The organism is Streptomyces sp. NPDC002467 (genome assembly GCF_042889825.1).
Classification (GTDB): domain Bacteria; phylum Actinomycetota; class Actinomycetes; order Streptomycetales; family Streptomycetaceae; genus Streptomyces.
On record NZ_JBIARJ010000013.1, the window covers coordinates 174,109 to 192,723 of the forward strand.

The window sequence follows — 18,615 nt, forward strand, 5'->3', positions numbered from 1 at the left end:
CGCGGCCGGTATCCCGTCGACGGGTGTGACGGCGGTGGTCCTGAACGTGACGGCGACCGAGCCGACGGCGGGCAGCTTCGTGTCGGTGTTCCCCGCAGGAACGGTCCGCAACGGTGCGTCGAACCTCAACTTCACGGCGGGCCAGACGATCCCGAACCTGGTGGTCGTCCCCGTGGTGAACGGGAAGGTGAGCTTCTACAACCACGCGGGCTCGGTCCACCTGATCGCCGACGTGGCGGGCTACTACACGACGTAACGCCGCAGACCGCACCACCACCATCACCGCAGCCCCCGCCCCGTCCGGGCGGGGGCTGCGGCGTGTCTGCGGTCCTGGGTGACCATCGCGGCACACCACTCGCCATCTCGGAATATGAAATTGATCGTCTCACCAGTCGACACGCTTACTAGGGTGCCGTCATGGGTGAGGTGGGGATACCGCGACGCAGTTGGCTGATGCTCGCTCTGGGCACCGGCGGCCAGACCGCCAGTACGACGGTGCTCTACGGGCTGCCCTACCTGCTCCCCGCGTTCCGGGAGGAGCTCGGGCTCTCGCTGGTGGGCGCCGGTCTCCTCGTCTCCTGCCCGATCATCGGGATCCTGCTGGGGCTGATCGGGTGGGGAGTGGTCGCCGACCGGTACGGGGAGCGCCTGGCGCTGTCGGCCGGGCTGCTGGCGGCCGCCGGGGCGATCGGCCTGGCCGCCGCCGTGCCGGGGGCGCGGGCGCAGGGTGCGCTGCTCGTTCTCGCCGGCGCGGCGGGTTCCTCCGTCAACTCGGCTTCGGGGCGGCTGGTCATCGGGTGGTTCCCGCCCGGCCGGCGGGGCGTCGCGATGGGCGTACGGCAGGCCTCGCAGCCGCTCGGCACCGCGCTGGCCGCCGCCGTGCTGCCGTCGCTCGCCCACCATGGCGGTCTGTCCGCGGCCTTCGGATTCTGCGCGGTGCTGTGCGGGGTCACGGGTGCGGCGATCGCCGTGTTCGCCACCGACCCGGCGCGGCCCGAACGGCCGTCGGGCGAGCGGGCCCCCGGCCCGTACCGGGGCGGCTACCTGTGGAGGCTGCACGGGGCCGCCGCCGTGCTGTGCGTACCGCAGTTCGTGGTGACGGGCTTCTCGTTGCTGTTCCTGACCGAGGTGCGCGGCTGGTCGGCCGCGACCGCCGGCACCGTACTGGCCGCGGCCAACCTGGCCGGCGCGGGCGTGCGACTGCTGGCCGGCTGGTGGTCCGACGCCCTGGCCAGCCGGGTCCGGCCGATGCGGCTGCTGGCCGCGGCCACCGTGGTGGACCTGGCGCTGCTCACCGCAGGCGCCGCGTGGGACTCGCCGGCCGGCACGGCGGCCCTGCTGCTGGCGTCCGGCCTGACGGTCAGCACCAACGGCCTGCACAACACGGCGGTCGCCGAGTACGCGGGCACCGACTGGGCGGGCCGCGCCCTGGGGGTGCACGGGATGGGGCAGCACGCCGCGGTGGTCCTCGTCCCGCCGCTGGCCGGCGCCCTGATCGCGGGCCACGGCTACACCCCGCTCTTCGCGGCCGCGGCGGCCTTCACGGCGCTGGCGCTGGCCCTGCTGCCGACCGCCGACCGACCGACGCCGGGCCTGGCCCGTACCTAGACCGTCAGCGACCGGACGTACGCGACGGCGGCGAGCAGCAGCGGCAGGATGTACCACCACTTGCCCATGGTCCGGCGGTACACCGGGGCCAGGGAGACGAGCAGCCCGACCAGGCAGATGGCACCCACGGCGCAGGCGCCCGCCTGGACGTCGGCGCGCATCCGGTCGTCGTCCGGGTGTACCTCGGCGATCAGCAGGAGCACGCAGAAGTACACGGCCGGCAGGTAGAGGAGCGCGAGCGGCACGCCCAGCACCCACCGCAGGCACCCCTGGTCCTCGGGCAGGTCGATGTTCTCGCGTCGGAGCCTCATTCGAGCGTTGCCATACGCACCCATGCGATCACGCCCAGGACGATCGGCGGGGCGAGCCACCACGGACCCAGGGTGCGGCGGAAGGTCGGGACGAGGGTGATCAGCAGAGCGAGCACGCTCGACATGAGGGCGAAGAGACAGGCTGCGGTTGTCCCCGCGTACCCCTGGTCGTCCCATTCCGCCTGTGGCCCGTAGCGCACGGCCGAGTAGACAAGGAGGCCATTGAACGCGTTGAGGAGCCCGAGGGGTATCCCGAGCACCCATTGGAGGCAGCCCCGATCCTCGGGCAGGTCGATGCTCTCGCGGGCGAGTCTCATTCGAGCGTTGCGATCCGCACCCATGCGATCACCCCCAGGATGACGGGCGGGGCGAGCCACCAGGGGCCCGTGGCCCTGCGGATGGGCGGGATGAGGGTGATGAGCAGGCCCAGTGCGGTCAGGCACAGGGAGACGAAGCACATCGCGCTGACGCCTTCGTAGCCCTGGTGGTCCCACTCGCCCTGCGGTCCGGCGAACAGGGCCCCGACCACGGCGACGGCGTTGAGCAGGTGGATGATCCCGAGCGGGACGCCGAGGACCCAGCGCAGGCACCCTTGGTCCTCGGGCAGGTCGATGTTCTCGCGCGGCAGCCTCAGTCGAGCGTCGCGATACGCACCCATGCGATCACCCCCAGGGCGACGGGCGGGAGGAGCCACCACAGGCCGAGGGCCCGGCGGACCGGTGGGATGAGCGTGATGAGGACCCCGATCACGCTGAGCACGATGGCGAGGAGGGCGCCCGCCGCAGTACCGGCGTAGCCCGCGTCGTCCCACTCGCCTGCCGGTCCGGCAGAGACGATGGCGTACACGGTCGCGGCGTTCAGCGCATGCAGGAGCCCGAGAGGGATTCCGGCCGCCCAGCGCACCCATGGACGCTTCCTGTACGAGTCGATGCTCTTGATGCTGTCCGTCATCGATCAGATCGTGACCGATCGGACGTACGCGACGGCAGCAAGCAGCAGCGGCAGGATGTACCACCACTTGCCCATGGTTCGGCGGAACACCGGGGTGAGGGTGAGCAGCAGGCCGATGGCGCAGAGGATGATGGTGAAGTAGGCGAGGTACTGCATGTCCGAACGCAACGGGTCATCGCGCGGACTCGGCCGCGATACCAGAGCCAGGTAGCAGAAGTAGGCGGCGGGCGCGTAGAGCAGCCCGAGCGGCACGCCCAGCACCCACCGCAGGCACCCCTGGTCCTCGGGCAGGTCGATGTTCTCGCGCGGCAGCCTCATTCGAGCGTTGCGATACGCACCCACGAGATCACCCCCAGGATGACGGGCGGGGCGAACCACCAGGGGCCCATGGCCCGGCGGACGGGCGGGATGAGCGTGATCAGGACCGTGATCACGCTCAGGCAGATGGAGAAGAGACAAAACGTGGCTGTCCCGGCGTACCCCTGGTGGTCCCATTCGCCTTGTGGTGGATAGCGCAGGACGGCGTACACGCAGACGGCGTTCATCAGGTGGAGGAGACCGAGGGGGACGGCCAGTACCCAGTTCAGCCATCGACCCTTCTTTGGCAGTTCGATGGCTTCTGTCATCGCATTGCGTCCTTGATCTTGCCGAGGTTGTTTCTGAAGTCCTGACCGTAGTACTGGGGCTTGTCCGACTCCCAGTACGGTCCACCGTTGTAGCGGGCGGCGATCTCCTGCATCTGGTTGTCGGTCAATTGCTCCGGCGGGATGTCGCCGTAACCTGCCTCCGCCTTGATCTGGGCGAGGAAGCCTGCTGCGATGAAGGCATTCTGCGCAGGATCCTGAAGCGACTCTTCCACCAAGGCACGTTGCTCCTCGGTGAGGTGAGCCGGATCGTAGCCGAGCACCTCGGCGCCCCGGCGGAGCTGGATGGCAATCGGACCGAAAGAGGTCTCGTCGGGCGTTCCGCCCGCCCTGCTGGGCAGGTTCTCGGGGAGGACGGGACTCAGAGGGGACTCGGCCCACTGTCGGACCGTGTCGATGCCGTCGTCAAACCACCCGGGCTGCCCCGGGATCTCCTTCCACGCGATGCCCGCCACCAACGCCTCGGGTACCCCGGCGTGCTCGGCGGCGTAACGGAGAACCCACTTGTTGGCGGCGATCCACTCCGCCTTCTCCTGATCGCTGTCCTTCGGGTCCCAGTACATGTCCACCGCTTCGGGCAATCCGGCGACCCGCATCCGTATGTCCCGCAGCTCCGGTGACATTGCGGTGTTGCCCAGCGGCCCCGTCACCTCCCGCTTCGGAGCGCTGCCCGGCAGGTGGGTGAGAGGGCTTGCCGCGGCCTCCGCCGCCTCCCGGCGGATGTCCGCCATCGCCGCGTACAGGTCCGGCCGCTTGCCGTCGCCCGACAGCTTGAACTCGGGCAACAGCTCGTACGCCTGCTTCAGCGCGTGCACGCAGGTGCTGCGCGCCTCCTGCTCGACCGTCTTCGCCAGGTCGAAGCTGCCGCCGGCGGCGTCGTGGAGCCGGTTCGCCTCGTCCCGGATGTCGTCCACGTCCATGGTGAGCTCGGCGAAGAAGTCCATGACGCCGGTCGTGGCCCTCATGTCCTCCCACTGCCGCATGGGCTCCGCCTCCTGCGCGGTCTTCGTGATCGCGGTGCCCTTCGTGCCGATCAGCGCGGCGAGCGCCCGCTCCGAGCGCTTGCCGTCGCGGTAGTGGGTCTTGGCGGTGTTGAGGGCGGCGGCGTAGGCGTTCAGGGCACTGGCGGCCTTGTCGTACCCCTCGGCCATCTCCGCCACCAGTTGACGCGCCTCGGTGAGGCGCTTGGTGTACGTGTGGCTGCCGTCGCTGTGCCACTCCGTACGCGTCTCCGCGCGCCGGGCGGGTTCCTCGACCTGCACGAGAAGGTCGCGCAGCCGCCGGAACTCGGCTGCGTTGCGGTCGACGAGGGGCGGGTTCGCCTCCTCCAGGAACGCGACGTCCTTGTGGTGGCTGAGCCCGCTCACTTGCACTCCGGTGGTACGTACTGGCCCGATTCGAGGAGGTTGTCGAGGAAGGACCGGGCAGTGCCGTCGTCGACCTGGGCGAAGCTGGTGCCGGTGGTCTTCAGGCGTGTGGCCAGGCCCGCGAACAGGGCGATCGTGTCCTGGAACTGGTCGTCGGCGAAGCGGGCGAAGCCGAGGGCGGCCTTGGATACGTCCTCGTGCGCGCGGGGTGCGCGGGCCATCGTGCTCGCGTCGCCGTCCGGGCGGCCCTCGTGCAGGAGCGCGGCGATCTCGATGAGGAGGTTGGCGTTGCCGTTGATGGACGAGGCACCGGCCACCAGGGTCCCGGCCGCGCTGCCTCCGCCGCCCGCCTCGGGCGCCACGTGATTGAGCCGCATGGCGGGCGACTGCGATTGCCCGGTCAGGGCGGCCGCCTTGTGCCCGGCCCATTCTTCGTCGAACGACATGTATCCCCTGGAGAGTTGGTGCCCGGACATGACATGAATCGGATGGTCATGTCCATGCCTGGAGACGTGGAACGGGGATCTTATGGTTCCGCAACGACATTCGACAGAGGCCCTATAGTCGACGCTCGTTGATCAACTGGGCTTGTTCGGAGGGTAGATGGCGGTACGGGAGATACGCGCGGCGGCGCAGATCATCGGGCGGCGCAACGCATTGCGCTACCTGGCGATCGGGGTCGCCGGCTCGCTGGTCGCGGCGTGCGGGGGCAAGGGCGGGGGCGCGACCCCTGCGCAGGGGGCGTCCTCGGGGGCTCCGGCCCCGGACCCGTCGTCGCCCCCCGCGTCCCCGTCTCCGATCGCCCGGGCCTTCGACGCGTTCATCGGGGGCACCTGGAAGCTGGAGTCGACCACGCCGGGCGGCAAGACGGTCCACGGCACGGCCACGGTGATGGCCCCGCCCGGTGGCAACGGCGGCTTCACCATCGTCTGGGACGAGGGCGGCAAGTCGGTCACGTGGAACGGACAGTGGCTGCTGCGCGGCGGTCACCTGAGCTACCAGCTCTTCGCGGGCGGCAAGGAGATGACGAAGCTGAGCGGCGGCGAGGCACTGACGGTCCCGGGGACGGTGGAGGACAACGCCTCGCTGACCCTGCCGTGGAAGCCGCCGGGCTCACACGGCATGGTCGACGGGCAGACGCTGGCGGTGACCTACAAGAACAACGTCCTGCGGATCGTCCACGACAACGGGCACAAGAGCGAGTCGGTGCACGTCTGCACGCGGGCTTGAGGGTCGTCGGCGCGGTCAGTGGGCCGTCGGGGCACGGCCGAAGATCGCGTCGAGGAAGGCCGAAACCCCGAGGGCGACCAGCTCGAAAAGGATCAGCACCAGTACCGCGACGATCGCGAACTGAGCGGCGGGATGCCCCAGGAAGCGGTTCCAGGTCGCACGCCTGATTCTCATGTTCCTCCGGTTCCCCGCCGCGGCGGGGAACGCACGACCTTCTCAGCCGGCGGACGCGTGGGCCACGAATCCGGTCCACGCGTGGCGGCCGACAGTGAGGTGGGGGAGGTGGATGTCCTTCGAGTCCCGGACCAGGACGGCGGTGGGGGCGGCGGCCACCTCGACGCAGGAGTCGCCCTCGCTGCCGCTGCTGTAGCTGCTCTTGAACCAGTCCAACTCGGGGTGGTGGATCATGTTTCTCCCAGCAGTTCCTCGATGAAGGCCCGCGACTCCCGAGGCGTGAGAGCCTCAGCCCGGATGATGCCATAGCGCAGGTCAAGGATTCGGAGCTGCTTCGGGTCGGAAACCGGGCGTCCATTGAATGCCCCTTCGGAGCGTCCCACGGCAGTGCCATCCCCGAACTTCAGGATCTCGATGCCGCCGTCCATACCGGGGTGTGCTTCTCGACTGTTCGGCATGACCTGGAGGGAAACATGCCGCAACTGGCCGAGCTCCAAGAGTCGTTCGAGCTGATTGCGCCACACCATTGTGCCCCCGATGGGACGGCACAATGCCGAAGCTTCGTGGACGAAGCTGATTGCAGGGGCGGGCGTCCGGCTGAAGACGGACTGACGAGCGACCCGTGCGGCTGTATACCGCTCCACCTCGTCCTGCGAGTACGCAGGCTGTCGCATTTCGAAGAGGGCCCGTGCGTGCTCCGCTGTCTGGAGGAGCCCGTGTACGGCGTGCGTGCTGTAGACGCTGATCTCAACCGCTTGGCGCTCCAGCTTCGCCAGATCCCGCACCTTCTTCGGGTAGCGGACCTGCTCCATGTCCATCTTCATCGCGACGATCTTCCCGCCGGCCCGCAGGGCCTCGTCCACCTTGTCCAGGTACTCGGGGCGGGGGATCCGCTTACCCGCCTCGACTTTCCGAACGAGGTCCTCTCCGTAACCGATCTGTGTACCCAGGTCGGCGGCCCTGACCCCCCTCTCCTCGCGCCATACCTTGAGCTGGCGGCCGAGCGCGGCCAAGACCGCCACTCCCTGCTCGTCGTCGGGATCGACGTCCCAGCCCGCGTCTTCCGTGCCGTCACTTTCCACGCTCATGCGCACCCACCTCCGCCGGACCGAACTCCTCAACGCTCCGTTCCCAGGGCTTGTGCAGGACAGCCGCGACAGCATCGGACAGCGGCCGGACAAAAGCCGGACGCAAGGGCGTTGTCACTTCTCACGGTACGCACGCATCGCCACGCTGAGTGACGTGATTCTTCAACTCGCCGATTTCCACGTCCAGCTGTCCTCGACGCCGCGCGGCGCCCGACTCGGCCGCATGCTCGCCATCGAGCAACTGCGTGCCTGGGGGCTTCCCTTGGAGGTGCCGGCCCAGATCATCGCCGAACTCGCCACCAACGCCGTGACCCACGGCCGGGTCGCCGGGAGGGACTTCCGGATGGCTCTCAGCGTCACCTCCGGCACGCTCCTCATCTAGGTGATGGACACCCGGGGTGACCGGATCCCAGAGATCCGCGACCCGGGGCGGGGGCTCCTGCTGGTCGAAGCGCTCGCGGACCGTTGGGGCGTAAGGGAAGGGCCGCTTCCCTGCAAGGTGGTGTGGGCGGAGGTGTCGCTGAACACCGTGTCCCGGGGGCCCGCTACCCGGCGTGCTTAGACGCATAAGGCTTCAAAGAACCGGGAGAAAAAACCAACCAACCCAACCCCACCGGTTCGAGTCCCTCGGTCGGGTGAATCGGGCCAACTGGACTGGATTTCGGGCCGGTTGCCGGGCATATGCTCGGCCCGACAACAGCAGACATGAGACGGCCCCCGGCGGGACTGGCATCCCGGTCGAGGGCCTGACCAAGCAGGAAGACAACAGCTTCCTTATGGCTCTCCAGCACCCTAGCGCGCCTTCGCGCGCCTCGTCCCGAGTTCACGCCGGGACCGCTCGATCCGGTGTCATCCACGTCAACTCGCCGCACACGAGTCACTTCACCGTGGTCGGCAACCACCTCCTCCAGCACCGCCGGCTCTCGGCGACGGCGATCGGGATCGGTGCGTACATCCAGTCGCTGCCCGAGGGGTCCCCGGTCGGCGTGAAGGCGCTCGCCGAGTGGTTCCCGGAGGGCGAGATCCGCATCGGGTCGGCCCTGCGGGAGCTGGAGCGGCACGGCTACCTGGAGCGGCGGCGCGAGCGGCTGGCGTCGGGGCGGGTGGTGACGCGGACGTACTCGTACAACAAGCCGGGGGCCGCTGCGGGCGGCCCGCCGCCGCCACCGCCGCCGCCGGAGCGTGAGCCCGTGCCGGTGCCGGTGCCGGTGCCGGTGCCGGAGCCCGCGCCGGAGCCCGCGCCGGAGCCGCAGGTGGCCATCGCCCCAGCCCCAGCCCCAGCCCCCGCCTCGCCACCGGCCCCGCAGCCCGTGCATCCGCAGGCCGCCGACCTGCTCGCAGGGCTGCGGCGGCACGATCCCCGGCTGCTGCTGTCCGAGCGGGACGTGGCACGGCTCGCGCCCGGGATGTCGGCCTGGCTGGAGCGCGGGGCCGATCCCGTGGCCATCGGGCAGACCCTGTCGGGGAACCTCCCCGAGCCGATGCGCAACCCGGCCTCCGTACTGGCGTACAGGCTGAACGCGCTGCTCCCGCCCCACCTGCCGGCGGCCCCGACGAGCGGCAAGCAGGCCAGACCCCGCCCGCACCCCCTCCAGAACTGCGACGGCTGCGACCGAGCCTTCCGCTCCCCGACCCCAGGGCGCTGCGGCGCCTGCCCACCGGCGGCGAGCGCGGCGGCCTGACCCAATGGGGGAAAGCGAGCGGGGCGCGTCCGAAAGGGGGCGGACCGCCCGCCCTACCCCCGCCCGCCCTGATCGACCAGCAGATCCAACTCCCGTCGCAGCGTGCTGCTGGAGACGTGGGCCGTGTACGGGAGGTACACGACCTCCACGCCCACCGCCTCGAAGTCCCGCTCCCACTGCGCCCCGCGCTCGGTGCCGTGCCAGTCGTCGCCCTTGAACAGGCGGTGGAAGCCGACCTTCCGCCACGCGTCCAGCTTGTCGAGAGAGGTGTCGGCGACGACCTCGTCGACGTACCGCACGGACCGTACGATCTCCAGCCGCTCGTCGAACGGGACCACCGGGGCGCCCCCCTTGTGCGCGGCCACCTCGTCGAGGAGCACCCCGGCGACGAGGTGGTCGCAGTGGGTGCGGGCCCGGCGGAGCATGTTGAGGTGCCCGACATGGAAGAGATCGAAGACACCGGACGCGTAGCCGATGATGCGAGACACGGAACCCCTTGCAGCTGTGCAGTTTGACCCGGTTGCGGCGGGGCGGCCCGATGGTAGATCAGGGCGGGCCCGGGGTGTCGCGACTGTCCACGGCCGGCCCGTGGCCCGTGGTCACTTGATGTGGATGGTGCTAGCTTCATTGGCATCATGTTGCTGAAGCTGAACACCGCGGACACCCGCCCGCTGCACGAGCAGGTCGCGGGCGCGATCCGGCGCGCCATCGCCGAAGGGGAATGCGGCCCCGGCGACCGCATCCCGCCCGCCCGTGACCTGGCGCAGGCGCTCGGCGTCAACGCCAACACCGTTCTGCGGGCGCTGCGCACGTTGCGCGACGAAGGCCTGCTGGAGTTCCGGCGGGGCCGCGGGGTGACGGTGGCCGGCGGTGCGGACGGGCGGTCGGTGCTGATGGAGCGCCTGCGCGAACTCGTCGCCGACGGTGCGCGGATGGGTTACAGCAAGGCCGACCTCATGGAGATGATCAGGGAGGTGCCGTGAGCTACCGAGCTTCCGGTGGAACGAACGGAACGAACGGAACGAACGGAACGAGCGGGGCGGCGTGGGGTGTTGGTGCCTGGGGCGTCGGGACGGCGGCGTTACTCGTGGCCATGCCCCTGGCCGCGAGCGGACGGCTTCCGGAGCGGGTGGCCACCCATTGGGGCGGGCTCTCCGGACCGCCCGACGGGTCCATGCCGCTCTGGGCCGCGGCGCTGTTCCCGGCGCTGATATGGGCCGTCCTCGTGCTCGCCGTCGCGATCGCGGCGCGGCGGACCGGGGGAGCGGCGCGGGGCTGGGTGGCCGGTTCGCTGCTCTCGGGCGGCGTGCTCCTGGCCGGTGCGCAGGCGTCGATCGTCCGGGCGAACCTGGACCACGAGGACTGGCGGCAGGCCGAGTCGGCGACCGGCTGGGTCGTCGTCGTGTTCGTGGCGGCAGCGTTGGCCGCTCTCGGGGGAGTGCTGGTGGGGCGACGGGGCGCGGTCGGGTCGCGGGGGCCCGCGGTCGTCGGGCCCAGCATGGACATCCCGAGCGGGGAGCGCCTCGTATGGCTGTCCCGGGCGTCCAACGCGTGGCTCCAGCTGATCGCGGCCGTCGCCGGACTGGTGGCCGTCGCGGGCGCGCTCGCCGGGCTGGGCGGCCTGATGGGGTCGGAGTGGCTGCTCGTCGCGCCCTTCGCCCTCGCCTCCCTGCTGACCCTCGCCTTCTCCTCCGTGCGGGCCCGCGTCACCGGGCGGGGCCTGGAAGTCGCCTTCGGGCCGCTCGGCCTGCCCGTACGCCGCTGGGCCGCCGAGGACATCGAGTCGGCATGGGTGGAGGAGCGTACGGCCGCGCGGGTCGGCGGCTGGGGGTACCGGCTGAACGGGCTCGGTACGACCGTGATGCTGCGCGGCGGCGAGTGCCTGGTCGTCCGCTCCAAGGGCAAGGACTTCGCGGTGAGCGTGGACGACGCCGAGCGCGGCGCCGCCCTCCTGAACTCCCTGGGCGGCCGGCCGACGCGACCGTGATGAGGGGCGATGTGCGTGGTGTGGGCGGTGTGGGCCGATGTGGGGGGTGTGGAAAGGAGCCGTGCAGAGGGGTGGCCGTCAGCGGTGCGCCATGCCTAGATTACCGGCGGTAACACCTGACTGACCCAGGAGGACACGCCTTGGACGCCGCCGAGCCGAAGCTGGTCGAGCCCGTCAAGACCGTGGTCGACGGGGTCGTGCGCGAGGTGTACGTGCCCGCGCTCGCCGCCGTGCCGGAGCGGGGGTCCCTCGGGGACATACCGTTCGAGAACGCCCGCCAGGCCCCCGGCGAGGCGGTACTCGCCCGCAAGGAGCCGGACGGGACCTGGCGCGACGTCACCGCCGCCGAGTTCGCGGCCGAGGTGCTCGCCGTCGCCAAGGGCCTGATCGCGGAGGGGCTGCGCGAGGGCGACCGGCTCGCCATCATGGCCCGTACGACCTACGAGTGGACCCTGCTCGACTTCGCCGGCTGGGCCGCGGGGCTGGTCACCGTACCGATCTACCCGACCTCGTCCGCCATCCAGGCCCGCTGGATCATCCAGGACTCCGGCGCCGTCGCGTGCGCCGTCGAGGACACCGCGCAGGGCCGCATGATCAGCATGGAACGCAGCGCCCTGCCCTGGCTGACGCACCTGTGGGCACTCGACACGGGCGCCGTGGGACGGCTCGTCAAGGCCGGCGAGCACCTGCCCGACCAGGTGGTGCACGAGCGGCTGATGGCCCGTACGCCGGAATCCGTCGCGACGCTCGTCTACACCTCCGGCACCACCGGACAGCCCAAGGGATGCGTGATCACCCACGCGAACTTCTTCGCCGAGGTCGACAACGCGGTGGAACTGCTGCACCCCGTCTTCAGGTCGGTGAGCAGCGACCCGGCGTCCACGCTGCTCTTCCTCCCGCTGTCGCACATCTTCGGACGGATGGTCGCCATCGGCTGCATGCGGGCGCGGGTGAAGCTGGGGCACGCTCCGAGCATCCGTACCGAGGACCTGCTGGAGGACCTCGCGGGCTTCCGGCCGACGTTCCTGCTCGCCATCCCCTACGTCCTGGAGAAGGTCTACAACACGGCCCGCGCGACCGCCGAGAAGATGGGGCGGGCCTCCTCCTTCGACCGGGCCGCCCGGATCGCGCGCAGCTTCGGCGAGTCGGTGGAGGGGACCGGGAAGGGCAAGGCGCCGGGGCTGGGGATGAGGGCGGCGCGGGCGCTGTACGACCCGCTGGTCTACCGGCGGATCCGGGCCGCGCTCGGCGGGCGCGTGCGGTACGTGCTGAGCGGCGGCTCCCCGCTGGGGCGGCGGCTCGCCGCCTTCTACACCGGGGCCGGGATCGAGGTCTTCGAGGGGTACGGGCTCACGGAGACGACCGGCGCCAGCACCGTCAGCCCGCCCCAGCGGCCCCGACTCGGCACGGTGGGCTGGCCGCTGCCGGGCACCTCGGTGCGGATCGCGGACGACGGGGAGGTGCTGCTGGGCGGGCGGCACGTCTTCGCGGGCTACTGGAACAGCGGGCAGGGCGTCCCGTACGGCAGTTGGCTGCCGACCGGGGACATCGGGGAGCTCGACGCGGACGGGTACCTCTCCATCACCGGCCGCAAGAAGGACGTGATCATCACCTCGGGCGGCAAGAACGTGGCCCCGGCCCCCCTGGAGGACTGGCTCCGGGCCCACCCGCTGGTCGGCCAGTGCATGGTGGTCGGAGACAATCGGCCGTACGTCACCGCGCTGATCACCCTGGAGCCGGACGGGCTGGCGCACTGGCGGCAGATGCACAAGAAGCAGGACGTGCCGATGCGGGTGCTGGTGCAGGACGAACAACTGCTGGCGGACCTCCAGCGGGCGGTGGACGACGCGAACCAGCTGGTGTCGCGGGCGGAATCGATCCGACGGTTCGCGGTGCTGCCGGGGGAGTTCACGGAGGGGCGGGGGCACTTGACGCCGTCGCTGAAGCTGAAGCGGATGGCTGTCGCGCGGGACTTCGCGGATCGGATCGAGGACCTGTACCGGTAGCTCACGGCGCGGCGGGCGGGCGGGCGGGCGCGGGCCGAGCGCACGGGGCTCCGCCGTGGACCGCGAGGCGGTCGGGTGCGGGCCGAGTGCACGGGGCTCCGCCCCGGACCCCGCGCCTCAAACGCCGGCGGGGCTGGAAGGTCGGGGGCTCCGCCCCCGGACCCCCGGTCCTCAAACGCCGGACGGGCTGGATTTGCCTCCGGCGTTGCCTCAAACGCCGGCGGGGCTGGAAAATCCAGCCCCGCCGGCGTTTGAGGCGCGGGGTCCGGGGCGGAGCCCCGGGGAACGGTGGAAGGGCGGGTAGGGGACGGGCTCCGCGCAGCGGTCACCCGGGGGCGCCGGTGGACGTGCCGCCGGGCTGGGGCGCGCCTATCGTGGGCCCGGGGGGCCGCCCGGAGGAGGGTTTCGTGCCCCGCACCACCCGCACCCGTACCGCTGCAACCACCGCAACCGCCGCACTCGGCGTACTGGTGCTGGCAGCCGCACTCGGCGCAGCCCCCGCCCGCCAAGACCTCCGCTGGGGCGCGTGCCCCGAATCGCGCGTCCCCAAGGAAATGCGCTGCGCGACCCTCGACGTCCCGCTCGACTACACGGGCCGGCACAAGGGCCACGTCCGCCTCGCCCTCGCCCGGATACCCGCCGCCGAGCCCCACCGGCGCCTCGGCTCCCTCGTGCTCAACTACGGCGGCCCCGGCGCCCCCGGCATCGCCAACCTCGCCGCCGACCCCAAGGCCTTCGCCGAGCTCGGCAAGCGTTACGACCTGGTCGCCTTCGACCCCCGCGGCGTCGGCCACAGCGATCCCGTCTCCTGTGGCGGAGCCCAGGGAAAGGGGGAGGAGACCGTCGAGACCGCCGAGACGGCCACCGCCCAGCTCGCCGCCCTGCGCGCCGAGGTCCGGCGGTGCGAACGGGCTTCCGGGCCCGTGCTCCCGTACATCGGGACCGTCAACGTCTCCCGCGACATGGACCGGATGCGCCAGGCCCTCGGCGAGGACAAGCTGAACTTCCTCGGCTTCTCCTACGGGACCCGGCTCGGCGCCGTGTACGCCGCGCAGTTCCCCGACAAGACCGGCCGCATGGTGCTCGACGGCGTCGACACCCTCGGCGAACCGCTCGCCGAGCAGGCCCTCGTATCGGCGCGCGGCCAGCAGCGGGCCCTCGACAACTTCCTCACCTGGTGCGCCCACCGGCCCGGCTGCGTCTACGGGACCAACACCCGCACCGCGAAGGAGAAGGTCGCCGCGCTCGTCGAACGGCTCGACCTGGAGCCGCTGATCGGCGACGACGGCTCGCCCGTGACCGGGCAGGACGCGGTCGCCGCGATCGGCGCCGCCCTGTACTCGAAGGCCATGTGGCCCGACCTCGCCGAGGCACTCGCCCAGGCCGAACGCGACCACGACCCGGTCGGACTGCTCCAGCTCGGCGGCCCGATGGACGTCGTCCCGGGCGGTGGCGGCGGCGACGGCGACACCGGTGCCGGCACCGGACCCGGTGCCGTGCCCGCCGACAACGCGGCGTCCGCGCTCATCGCGGTGAACTGCGCCGACGACCCCGACCGGCTGAAGACCAAGGGTTCGCAGGCCGCCACCGCGAGGGCACTGGTGGAGATCCAGAAGGGGCTCCGGGGCGAGTTCCTGGAGGCGTCGAAGATATTCGGGCCGAACCAGCTGGCGACCGTACTCTCCTGCTACGGACGCCCCGCCGGCACCGACTTCATCCGCAGGATCGACCATCCCGGCGCCCCGCGGATGCTCCTCGTCGGCACCCGCGGCGACCCGGCCACGCCGTACGAGTGGACGGAGGAGACGGCGAAACGTCTCGGCTCGGCGGTGATCGTGGACTTCAAGGGCGACGGGCACACCGGCTACTCGTCGTCGAAGTGCGTGCAGGAGTACGTGGACCGCTTCCTCGTCGACGGCCGGCTGCCGTCCGGGACGCGGGCCTGCCCCGCCGGGGAATGAAACCGGCCCGCAGGCGATTGCGGCCCCGCCGGCGTCTGAGGCGCGTCGTCCGGGGCGGAGCCCCGGGAGGTGGGCGGGCGGGTGGGGAAAATCGGTGGGTCTTCGTGGGGGCCGCGCGCAGAATGGGCGGCGATGATCGATACCGCCGAGCAGCTGCTCGCCGCCGTGGCCCCGCTCCCGCACCCCGCCCGGCTCCGCCTCACCGCCGTCACCGCCCGCCGCCTCGCCGACCGCGGCGAACTCCGGCCGCTACTGGTCGACTTGGAGGCCCACGGCCCGTACGGGCGCCGGCTCGCCGCCCTGGCCGCGCTGGTCGGCGGCGACGTACCCCACCTGGCGGCCCGGCTCGCCGATCCCGATCCCGTCGTACGCCGCTACGCGCTCCGCGGCGCCCGACGGCTGCCCGTGCCCGACCGGGCCGTCGAGACGGCCTACGACGACGCCCCGGCCGTGGTCCGCGGCGACCTGGCACGACTGCTGTGCGAGGGCGAGGGGAGCCGGTCGGCGCTCGCCGAGCGGCTCGTGCCGCGCCTGCGCACCGCGTACGGCGACCGGGACGCGGCCCGCCTGCTGCCCGGCTGCTCCTCGGAGTTCGCGGCGCGGATGCTGCCGGAGCTCGCCGCGGCGGTGCCCTTCGAGGGCTGGGGACGGCTGGGCCTGCGCCACCCCCTGGCCTTGCTCGACCACGCCGAACGCGAACTCGCCACCCTGCGTGGTTGGCACCGCGACACCTGGTGGACACGGCACGCCACGGGCATCGGGGCCGCCCTGCCCGCCGCCCCGGAACGCGTCCTCGAACTGCTGGAACGCCACGGCCCCAGCCGGCTGCCGGGACCGGTGTACGACCGGCTGGGCGACCTCGTCGCGGCGAACGCCGAGCGCATCACGCGGTGGCTCGCCGCCCCCGAGCGCAGCACCGCCCGATGGGAGCCGACCCCGAGCCGGCGGGTCCTGCGGCAACTCGTCGACGCCGACCCGCCGTCGCTGCCCCGGTACGCCGCCCGGTGGTTCAACCGCCAAGCCTTCACCGCCCTGCTCGACCTGATGCCGCCGGCCCGCCGCGACGCGTTCGCCACGGCCGTCGCCGCGCACCTCCCGCACCGCGGCAGGGCCGTGCTGCGCGACCGCGTACGCGCCGCGCTGCCCGTGCCCCAGCTGTACGCCGAGGCCACCGCGAGGATCGAGGAGCTCCGCGCCGAAGGCGGATCGGACTGGGACATCTGGTGGACGATCGCCCTCCTGCCGCCCGACCAGGCCCGGCCGCAGCTGCTCGCGGCACTCACCGGCGCCGACGCCGAAGAGCGGGAGTCGCTCTGGACCTCGCTCATCCACAACGCCGGCCGCAGCGGGGACGGCGGGGTCGTGGCCGAGGTCATGACCCTGGCGGCGGCCCGGGTGGCCAACGACCGGGACCCGGTGCGCTGGTCCGTGCTGGAGGACTTCGGGAACCTGCCCGGCGGGCTGTTGGCCGCCGCGGTGGCGGGAGCCGGGCCGACGGCAGGGCCGCTGGAACGGCTGTGCCGCGACGCACTCGGCGCCAGGGACTGCTCGGACATCACCCGGTGGATGGTGGGCGACCTCGCGCTGAAACTCCTCGGACGGGCGGGCGAGGCGGGCGAGGCGGACGGGTTCGCCGCGGCAGCCGCCGTCCGCATCATCGAGGCGCTCACCGCCCACACCGGCACCCTGAACCTCGGCGCGCCGAACCGCACCCTGCCCGCGGGTCGGGACAGCGCCGTCCTCGAAGGGCTCCTGCCGTGGCTGGACCGGGCCGCCGTCCGGGGTGACGCCGGGCCCCTGATCGAAGTGGCGGAGGCCTTCGGGCGCCGGGCACAACGACTCCCCGGGCTCCAGGACCGGATCGCCCGCACCCTGCGTACCTGCTCGGACGGGGACTTTCCCCGGGTGGCCGCCCTGTGGCTGAGCGGCAGCCCGTCCGAGCGCGGCGAACGCGTGGCCGAGCTGCTGGACCGGGAGCCGTCGGCGGTGTTCACCGCGCCCGTACTCGCCGTACTGGCCGCCCGGCGGACGGACCTCCTGGACCGCGCCCTCGTCGCGACGCCGCCCCCGGGCCGTTTTCCGCCGCAGGGTGCGCCGCGCGAACTGCCCGACCTCCGGTACGCCGACCGGTGGACGCCCCGGCAGCAGGAAGCGGCGGTCGGGCTCGTCCGGGCGGCCCTCGCCGACGATTCCCGGAGCTTGGACGAGCGGGCGAAACTGCTGCGAGCCGTGGCCTCCGTACCGGAACACGGACCCGCCCTCGTCCGGGAGTACCTGCCCTCCGGGCAGCCCGAAGGCGAAGCGGTCCCGCCGGTGTTCGCGCGTGCCGCACTGGAGGCATCGGGCCACGGCACGGTCCCCGACGACGCCCTCACGACCCTGCTCGACCACGCGGGCACGGACGGCGCGGCGACCGCGTGGGCCGCGGCGGGACGCGTCGCGGACCGCGTACGCCCCGGCCTGCTCGCCGCCCTGCTGCGCGACCTGCTGACCCGCGAGAGCGGGGTGAAGGTGACCGTCCGCAAGTCGGCCGCCCGCCTGGCGGCCTTGCACCTGCCGCCGGAAGCCGCCGCCGAGCTCCTCGCCGCGGTGGTGAGGGACCCCCGCAGCCACCCCGACGTGCAGATCGCCGTCGCCGGTCTGGCGGTGCCGCTGCTCCCGGCGCCCGGTGCGGTGGAGTTGGTGGAGCGGGTGGTCGCCCACGGCCCCTCCGGGGCGCAGAAGGCGTTCCTGGAGCGCACGCCCCTCGGAGTCCCCGCACCCCACCGCTTCCGGTACGGGACGCTGGTCGCCCGGCTCGCGGTCGCCCCGAACAGTGAGGTGGCCGCCGAGGCGGTGTCCGCCCTGGCGGTCTGGGCCCGCTACGCGCCGGAGGCCGCGGGGATCCTGGGCGATCTGTGCACCGACCCTTCGGCCCACTGGGACATCGTGCGCCGTGCCCACGGCAGCCTTCGCGCCGTCGCCCTGTCCGACCTGCCCCATCCGGTGGGCGGTGCGGAGCCGGGCAGCGTGCTGCACGGGGTCGTCACCCACCTCGTGGAGATCGTCACCTCCGGCGAGGAGGAGTCCCGGGACGCCCACGGCCGGCCGGGGGCCGATCTGCCGGCCCGGCGGTGCCTGGAGGCCCTGACCCAGTCCGTGTACGGCGGGTCCGGTCTGAGCGGCCCCCTGGCCCGTCACCTGGCGGGCGTGCCGGCGCTGACGCCCATGAGGGCCGCACTCCTCGCCGAGAGCGTCGACCTCACCGCGCCCGGGTCCGCCCAGGACCTCGCGGAGGCCCTGCGCGAGATCGCGCGCACCGTCGAGGGGCGTCCCGTGCTCGCCGGGCAGACGGCCCGTTACCTGCACGAACGCCACCGGTACGGGGACCCGCTGGAGACCCCGGGGCCCGTGTTCGAGGCCGTCGCAGCCCTGGGCGACGGCCTCGCCGAAGGCCTGCTCGCGGTCGCCCTCGCGCACGCCCTCGGTATGCGCCAGGGCTGGACCCAACCCTGCCGCGAGGCCGTCCTCGCGCTCCGCGACCATTCCGAACAGGAGGTGCGCGACGCGGCGTACGCCGCGGTCATGGGTCAGGGCTGAGCCCGCGCAACGGATCGCGTCGGGCCG

21 protein-coding genes and 1 pseudogene are annotated in these 18,615 nt (G+C 72.3%); 10 read left to right on the forward strand and 12 right to left on the reverse strand.

What is annotated here, in order from left to right; genetic code table 11:
- On the forward strand, positions 1 to 256 hold a 256-nt coding region (locus tag ACFYYJ_RS26080; RefSeq protein ID WP_389135886.1), incomplete at its 5' end, for a hypothetical protein.
- Positions 257 to 417: 161 nt separating this feature from the next.
- A complete protein-coding gene (locus tag ACFYYJ_RS26085; RefSeq protein ID WP_389135888.1) occupies positions 418 to 1,608 on the forward strand; it encodes an MFS transporter in 1,191 nt (396 codons plus the stop codon).
- Here the strand turns inward: ACFYYJ_RS26085 and ACFYYJ_RS26090 are convergent.
- The 8 genes from ACFYYJ_RS26090 to ACFYYJ_RS26125 are packed head-to-tail and all read right to left on the reverse strand — an operon-like array spanning position 1,605 to position 5,327.
- Positions 1,605 to 1,919, reverse strand: a complete 315-nt coding sequence (locus ACFYYJ_RS26090; RefSeq protein ID WP_385127660.1) for a hypothetical protein — start codon at positions 1,917 to 1,919, stop codon at positions 1,605 to 1,607. The two genes, ACFYYJ_RS26085 and ACFYYJ_RS26090, sit on opposite strands and share 4 nt — an antisense overlap.
- Positions 1,916 to 2,236 (reverse strand): hypothetical protein, encoded by a 321-nt coding sequence (locus tag ACFYYJ_RS26095; RefSeq protein ID WP_385365207.1) that lies wholly within the window; start codon positions 2,234 to 2,236, stop codon positions 1,916 to 1,918. Before ACFYYJ_RS26095 ends, ACFYYJ_RS26090 begins: the two co-directional genes overlap by 4 nt.
- The gene (locus tag ACFYYJ_RS26100) at positions 2,233 to 2,577 is read right to left on the reverse strand and encodes a hypothetical protein (protein WP_389135891.1); all 345 of its coding nucleotides are present in this window, start codon (positions 2,575 to 2,577) and stop codon (positions 2,233 to 2,235) included. The genes ACFYYJ_RS26095 and ACFYYJ_RS26100 overlap by 4 nt, the downstream gene beginning before the upstream one ends.
- Entirely contained in the window at positions 2,550 to 2,870 is a 321-nt protein-coding gene (locus tag ACFYYJ_RS26105) for a hypothetical protein (RefSeq protein WP_385127666.1), read from the reverse strand. Before ACFYYJ_RS26105 ends, ACFYYJ_RS26100 begins: the two co-directional genes overlap by 28 nt.
- Before the next feature lie 3 nt (positions 2,871 to 2,873).
- Positions 2,874 to 3,188, reverse strand: a complete 315-nt coding sequence (locus tag ACFYYJ_RS26110; protein WP_385127668.1) for a hypothetical protein — start codon at positions 3,186 to 3,188, stop codon at positions 2,874 to 2,876.
- Entirely contained in the window at positions 3,185 to 3,496 is a 312-nt protein-coding gene (locus tag ACFYYJ_RS26115) for a hypothetical protein (RefSeq protein ID WP_385365203.1), read from the reverse strand. The genes ACFYYJ_RS26110 and ACFYYJ_RS26115 overlap by 4 nt, the downstream gene beginning before the upstream one ends.
- Complete coding sequence (locus tag ACFYYJ_RS26120; RefSeq protein WP_389135894.1) at positions 3,493 to 4,881, reverse strand: hypothetical protein; 1,389 nt, start codon at positions 4,879 to 4,881, stop codon at positions 3,493 to 3,495. Before ACFYYJ_RS26120 ends, ACFYYJ_RS26115 begins: the two co-directional genes overlap by 4 nt.
- Positions 4,878 to 5,327 (reverse strand): hypothetical protein, encoded by a 450-nt coding sequence (locus ACFYYJ_RS26125; RefSeq protein WP_385365200.1) that lies wholly within the window; start codon positions 5,325 to 5,327, stop codon positions 4,878 to 4,880. The genes ACFYYJ_RS26120 and ACFYYJ_RS26125 overlap by 4 nt, the downstream gene beginning before the upstream one ends.
- 157 nt (positions 5,328 to 5,484) lie before the next feature.
- Between ACFYYJ_RS26125 and ACFYYJ_RS26130 the strand changes: the two genes are divergently transcribed.
- Positions 5,485 to 6,111, forward strand: a complete 627-nt coding sequence (locus ACFYYJ_RS26130; protein WP_389135897.1) for a hypothetical protein — start codon at positions 5,485 to 5,487, stop codon at positions 6,109 to 6,111.
- Between the two features lie 15 nt (positions 6,112 to 6,126).
- Here the strand turns inward: ACFYYJ_RS26130 and ACFYYJ_RS26135 are convergent, their stop codons facing one another.
- From ACFYYJ_RS26135 to ACFYYJ_RS26145, 3 genes are read right to left on the reverse strand one after another with little or no spacing between them, the layout of a single operon-like run.
- Positions 6,127 to 6,285 (reverse strand): hypothetical protein, encoded by a 159-nt coding sequence (locus ACFYYJ_RS26135; protein WP_389135899.1) that lies wholly within the window; start codon positions 6,283 to 6,285, stop codon positions 6,127 to 6,129.
- Between the two features lie 42 nt (positions 6,286 to 6,327).
- Positions 6,328 to 6,519 carry a DUF397 domain-containing protein gene (locus ACFYYJ_RS26140; protein WP_389135902.1) on the reverse strand — a complete coding sequence of 64 codons (192 nt, stop codon included), beginning with the start codon at positions 6,517 to 6,519 and terminating at the stop codon, positions 6,328 to 6,330.
- Positions 6,516 to 7,373 (reverse strand): helix-turn-helix domain-containing protein, encoded by an 858-nt coding sequence (locus ACFYYJ_RS26145; RefSeq protein WP_389135905.1) that lies wholly within the window; start codon positions 7,371 to 7,373, stop codon positions 6,516 to 6,518. Before ACFYYJ_RS26145 ends, ACFYYJ_RS26140 begins: the two co-directional genes overlap by 4 nt.
- Positions 7,374 to 7,596: 223 nt before the next feature.
- On the opposite strand from ACFYYJ_RS26145, the pseudogene ACFYYJ_RS26150 reads away from it, so the two are divergent.
- Positions 7,597 to 7,935: pseudogene (locus ACFYYJ_RS26150) on the forward strand (ATP-binding protein).
- A gap of 325 nt (positions 7,936 to 8,260) precedes the next feature.
- On the forward strand, positions 8,261 to 9,055 hold the full coding sequence (locus ACFYYJ_RS26155; RefSeq protein ID WP_389135908.1) for a helix-turn-helix domain-containing protein: 795 nt from the start codon (positions 8,261 to 8,263) through the stop codon (positions 9,053 to 9,055).
- Positions 9,056 to 9,108: 53 nt separating this feature from the next.
- On the opposite strand, the gene ACFYYJ_RS26160 is transcribed toward ACFYYJ_RS26155, so the two are convergent.
- Positions 9,109 to 9,480 carry an adenylyltransferase/cytidyltransferase family protein gene (locus tag ACFYYJ_RS26160; protein ID WP_385365211.1) on the reverse strand — a complete coding sequence of 124 codons (372 nt, stop codon included), beginning with the start codon at positions 9,478 to 9,480 and terminating at the stop codon, positions 9,109 to 9,111.
- Between the two features lie 210 nt (positions 9,481 to 9,690).
- On the opposite strand from ACFYYJ_RS26160, the gene ACFYYJ_RS26165 reads away from it, so the two are divergent.
- The 5 genes from ACFYYJ_RS26165 (at position 9,691) to ACFYYJ_RS26185 (ending at position 18,588) form a co-directional block, all read left to right on the forward strand.
- On the forward strand, positions 9,691 to 10,038 hold the full coding sequence (locus ACFYYJ_RS26165; protein WP_385365191.1) for a GntR family transcriptional regulator: 348 nt from the start codon (positions 9,691 to 9,693) through the stop codon (positions 10,036 to 10,038).
- A 104-nt stretch (positions 10,039 to 10,142) separates the two neighbouring features.
- Positions 10,143 to 11,042, forward strand: coding sequence for a DUF1648 domain-containing protein (locus ACFYYJ_RS26170; protein WP_389135910.1), 900 nt, complete (start codon positions 10,143 to 10,145; stop codon positions 11,040 to 11,042).
- Between the two features lie 140 nt (positions 11,043 to 11,182).
- Positions 11,183 to 13,048 carry an AMP-dependent synthetase/ligase gene (locus tag ACFYYJ_RS26175; protein WP_389135912.1) on the forward strand — a complete coding sequence of 622 codons (1,866 nt, stop codon included), beginning with the start codon at positions 11,183 to 11,185 and terminating at the stop codon, positions 13,046 to 13,048.
- A 407-nt stretch (positions 13,049 to 13,455) separates the two neighbouring features.
- A complete protein-coding gene (locus ACFYYJ_RS26180; RefSeq protein WP_389135915.1) occupies positions 13,456 to 15,009 on the forward strand; it encodes an alpha/beta hydrolase in 1,554 nt (517 codons plus the stop codon).
- 132 nt (positions 15,010 to 15,141) lie between these two features.
- On the forward strand, positions 15,142 to 18,588 hold the full coding sequence (locus ACFYYJ_RS26185) for a hypothetical protein (RefSeq protein ID WP_389135918.1): 3,447 nt from the start codon (positions 15,142 to 15,144) through the stop codon (positions 18,586 to 18,588).
- The last annotated feature ends 27 nt before the right edge of the window (positions 18,589 to 18,615 follow it).

Excerpts from the sequence above, each read along its gene's own strand:
- ACFYYJ_RS26085 (WP_389135888.1), top strand. The coding sequence starts at position 418 with ATGGGTGAGGTGGGGATACCGCGACGCAGTTGGCTGATGCTCGCTCTG.
- ACFYYJ_RS26090 (WP_385127660.1), bottom strand. The coding sequence starts at position 1,919 with ATGAGGCTCCGACGCGAGAACATCGACCTGCCCGAGGACCAGGGGTGC.
- ACFYYJ_RS26095 (WP_385365207.1), bottom strand. The coding sequence starts at position 2,236 with ATGAGACTCGCCCGCGAGAGCATCGACCTGCCCGAGGATCGGGGCTGC.
- ACFYYJ_RS26100 (WP_389135891.1), bottom strand. The coding sequence starts at position 2,577 with ATGGGTGCGTATCGCGACGCTCGACTGAGGCTGCCGCGCGAGAACATC.
- ACFYYJ_RS26105 (WP_385127666.1), bottom strand. The coding sequence starts at position 2,870 with ATGACGGACAGCATCAAGAGCATCGACTCGTACAGGAAGCGTCCATGG.
- ACFYYJ_RS26110 (WP_385127668.1), bottom strand. The coding sequence starts at position 3,188 with ATGAGGCTGCCGCGCGAGAACATCGACCTGCCCGAGGACCAGGGGTGC.
- ACFYYJ_RS26115 (WP_385365203.1), bottom strand. The coding sequence starts at position 3,496 with ATGACAGAAGCCATCGAACTGCCAAAGAAGGGTCGATGGCTGAACTGG.
- ACFYYJ_RS26125 (WP_385365200.1), bottom strand. The coding sequence starts at position 5,327 with ATGTCGTTCGACGAAGAATGGGCCGGGCACAAGGCGGCCGCCCTGACC.
- ACFYYJ_RS26130 (WP_389135897.1), top strand. The coding sequence starts at position 5,485 with ATGGCGGTACGGGAGATACGCGCGGCGGCGCAGATCATCGGGCGGCGC.
- ACFYYJ_RS26135 (WP_389135899.1), bottom strand. The coding sequence starts at position 6,285 with ATGAGAATCAGGCGTGCGACCTGGAACCGCTTCCTGGGGCATCCCGCC.
- ACFYYJ_RS26140 (WP_389135902.1), bottom strand. The coding sequence starts at position 6,519 with ATGATCCACCACCCCGAGTTGGACTGGTTCAAGAGCAGCTACAGCAGC.
- ACFYYJ_RS26145 (WP_389135905.1), bottom strand. The coding sequence starts at position 7,373 with ATGAGCGTGGAAAGTGACGGCACGGAAGACGCGGGCTGGGACGTCGAT.
- ACFYYJ_RS26160 (WP_385365211.1), bottom strand. The coding sequence starts at position 9,480 with ATGCTCCGCCGGGCCCGCACCCACTGCGACCACCTCGTCGCCGGGGTG.
- ACFYYJ_RS26165 (WP_385365191.1), top strand. The coding sequence starts at position 9,691 with ATGTTGCTGAAGCTGAACACCGCGGACACCCGCCCGCTGCACGAGCAG.
- ACFYYJ_RS26185 (WP_389135918.1), top strand. The coding sequence starts at position 15,142 with ATGATCGATACCGCCGAGCAGCTGCTCGCCGCCGTGGCCCCGCTCCCG.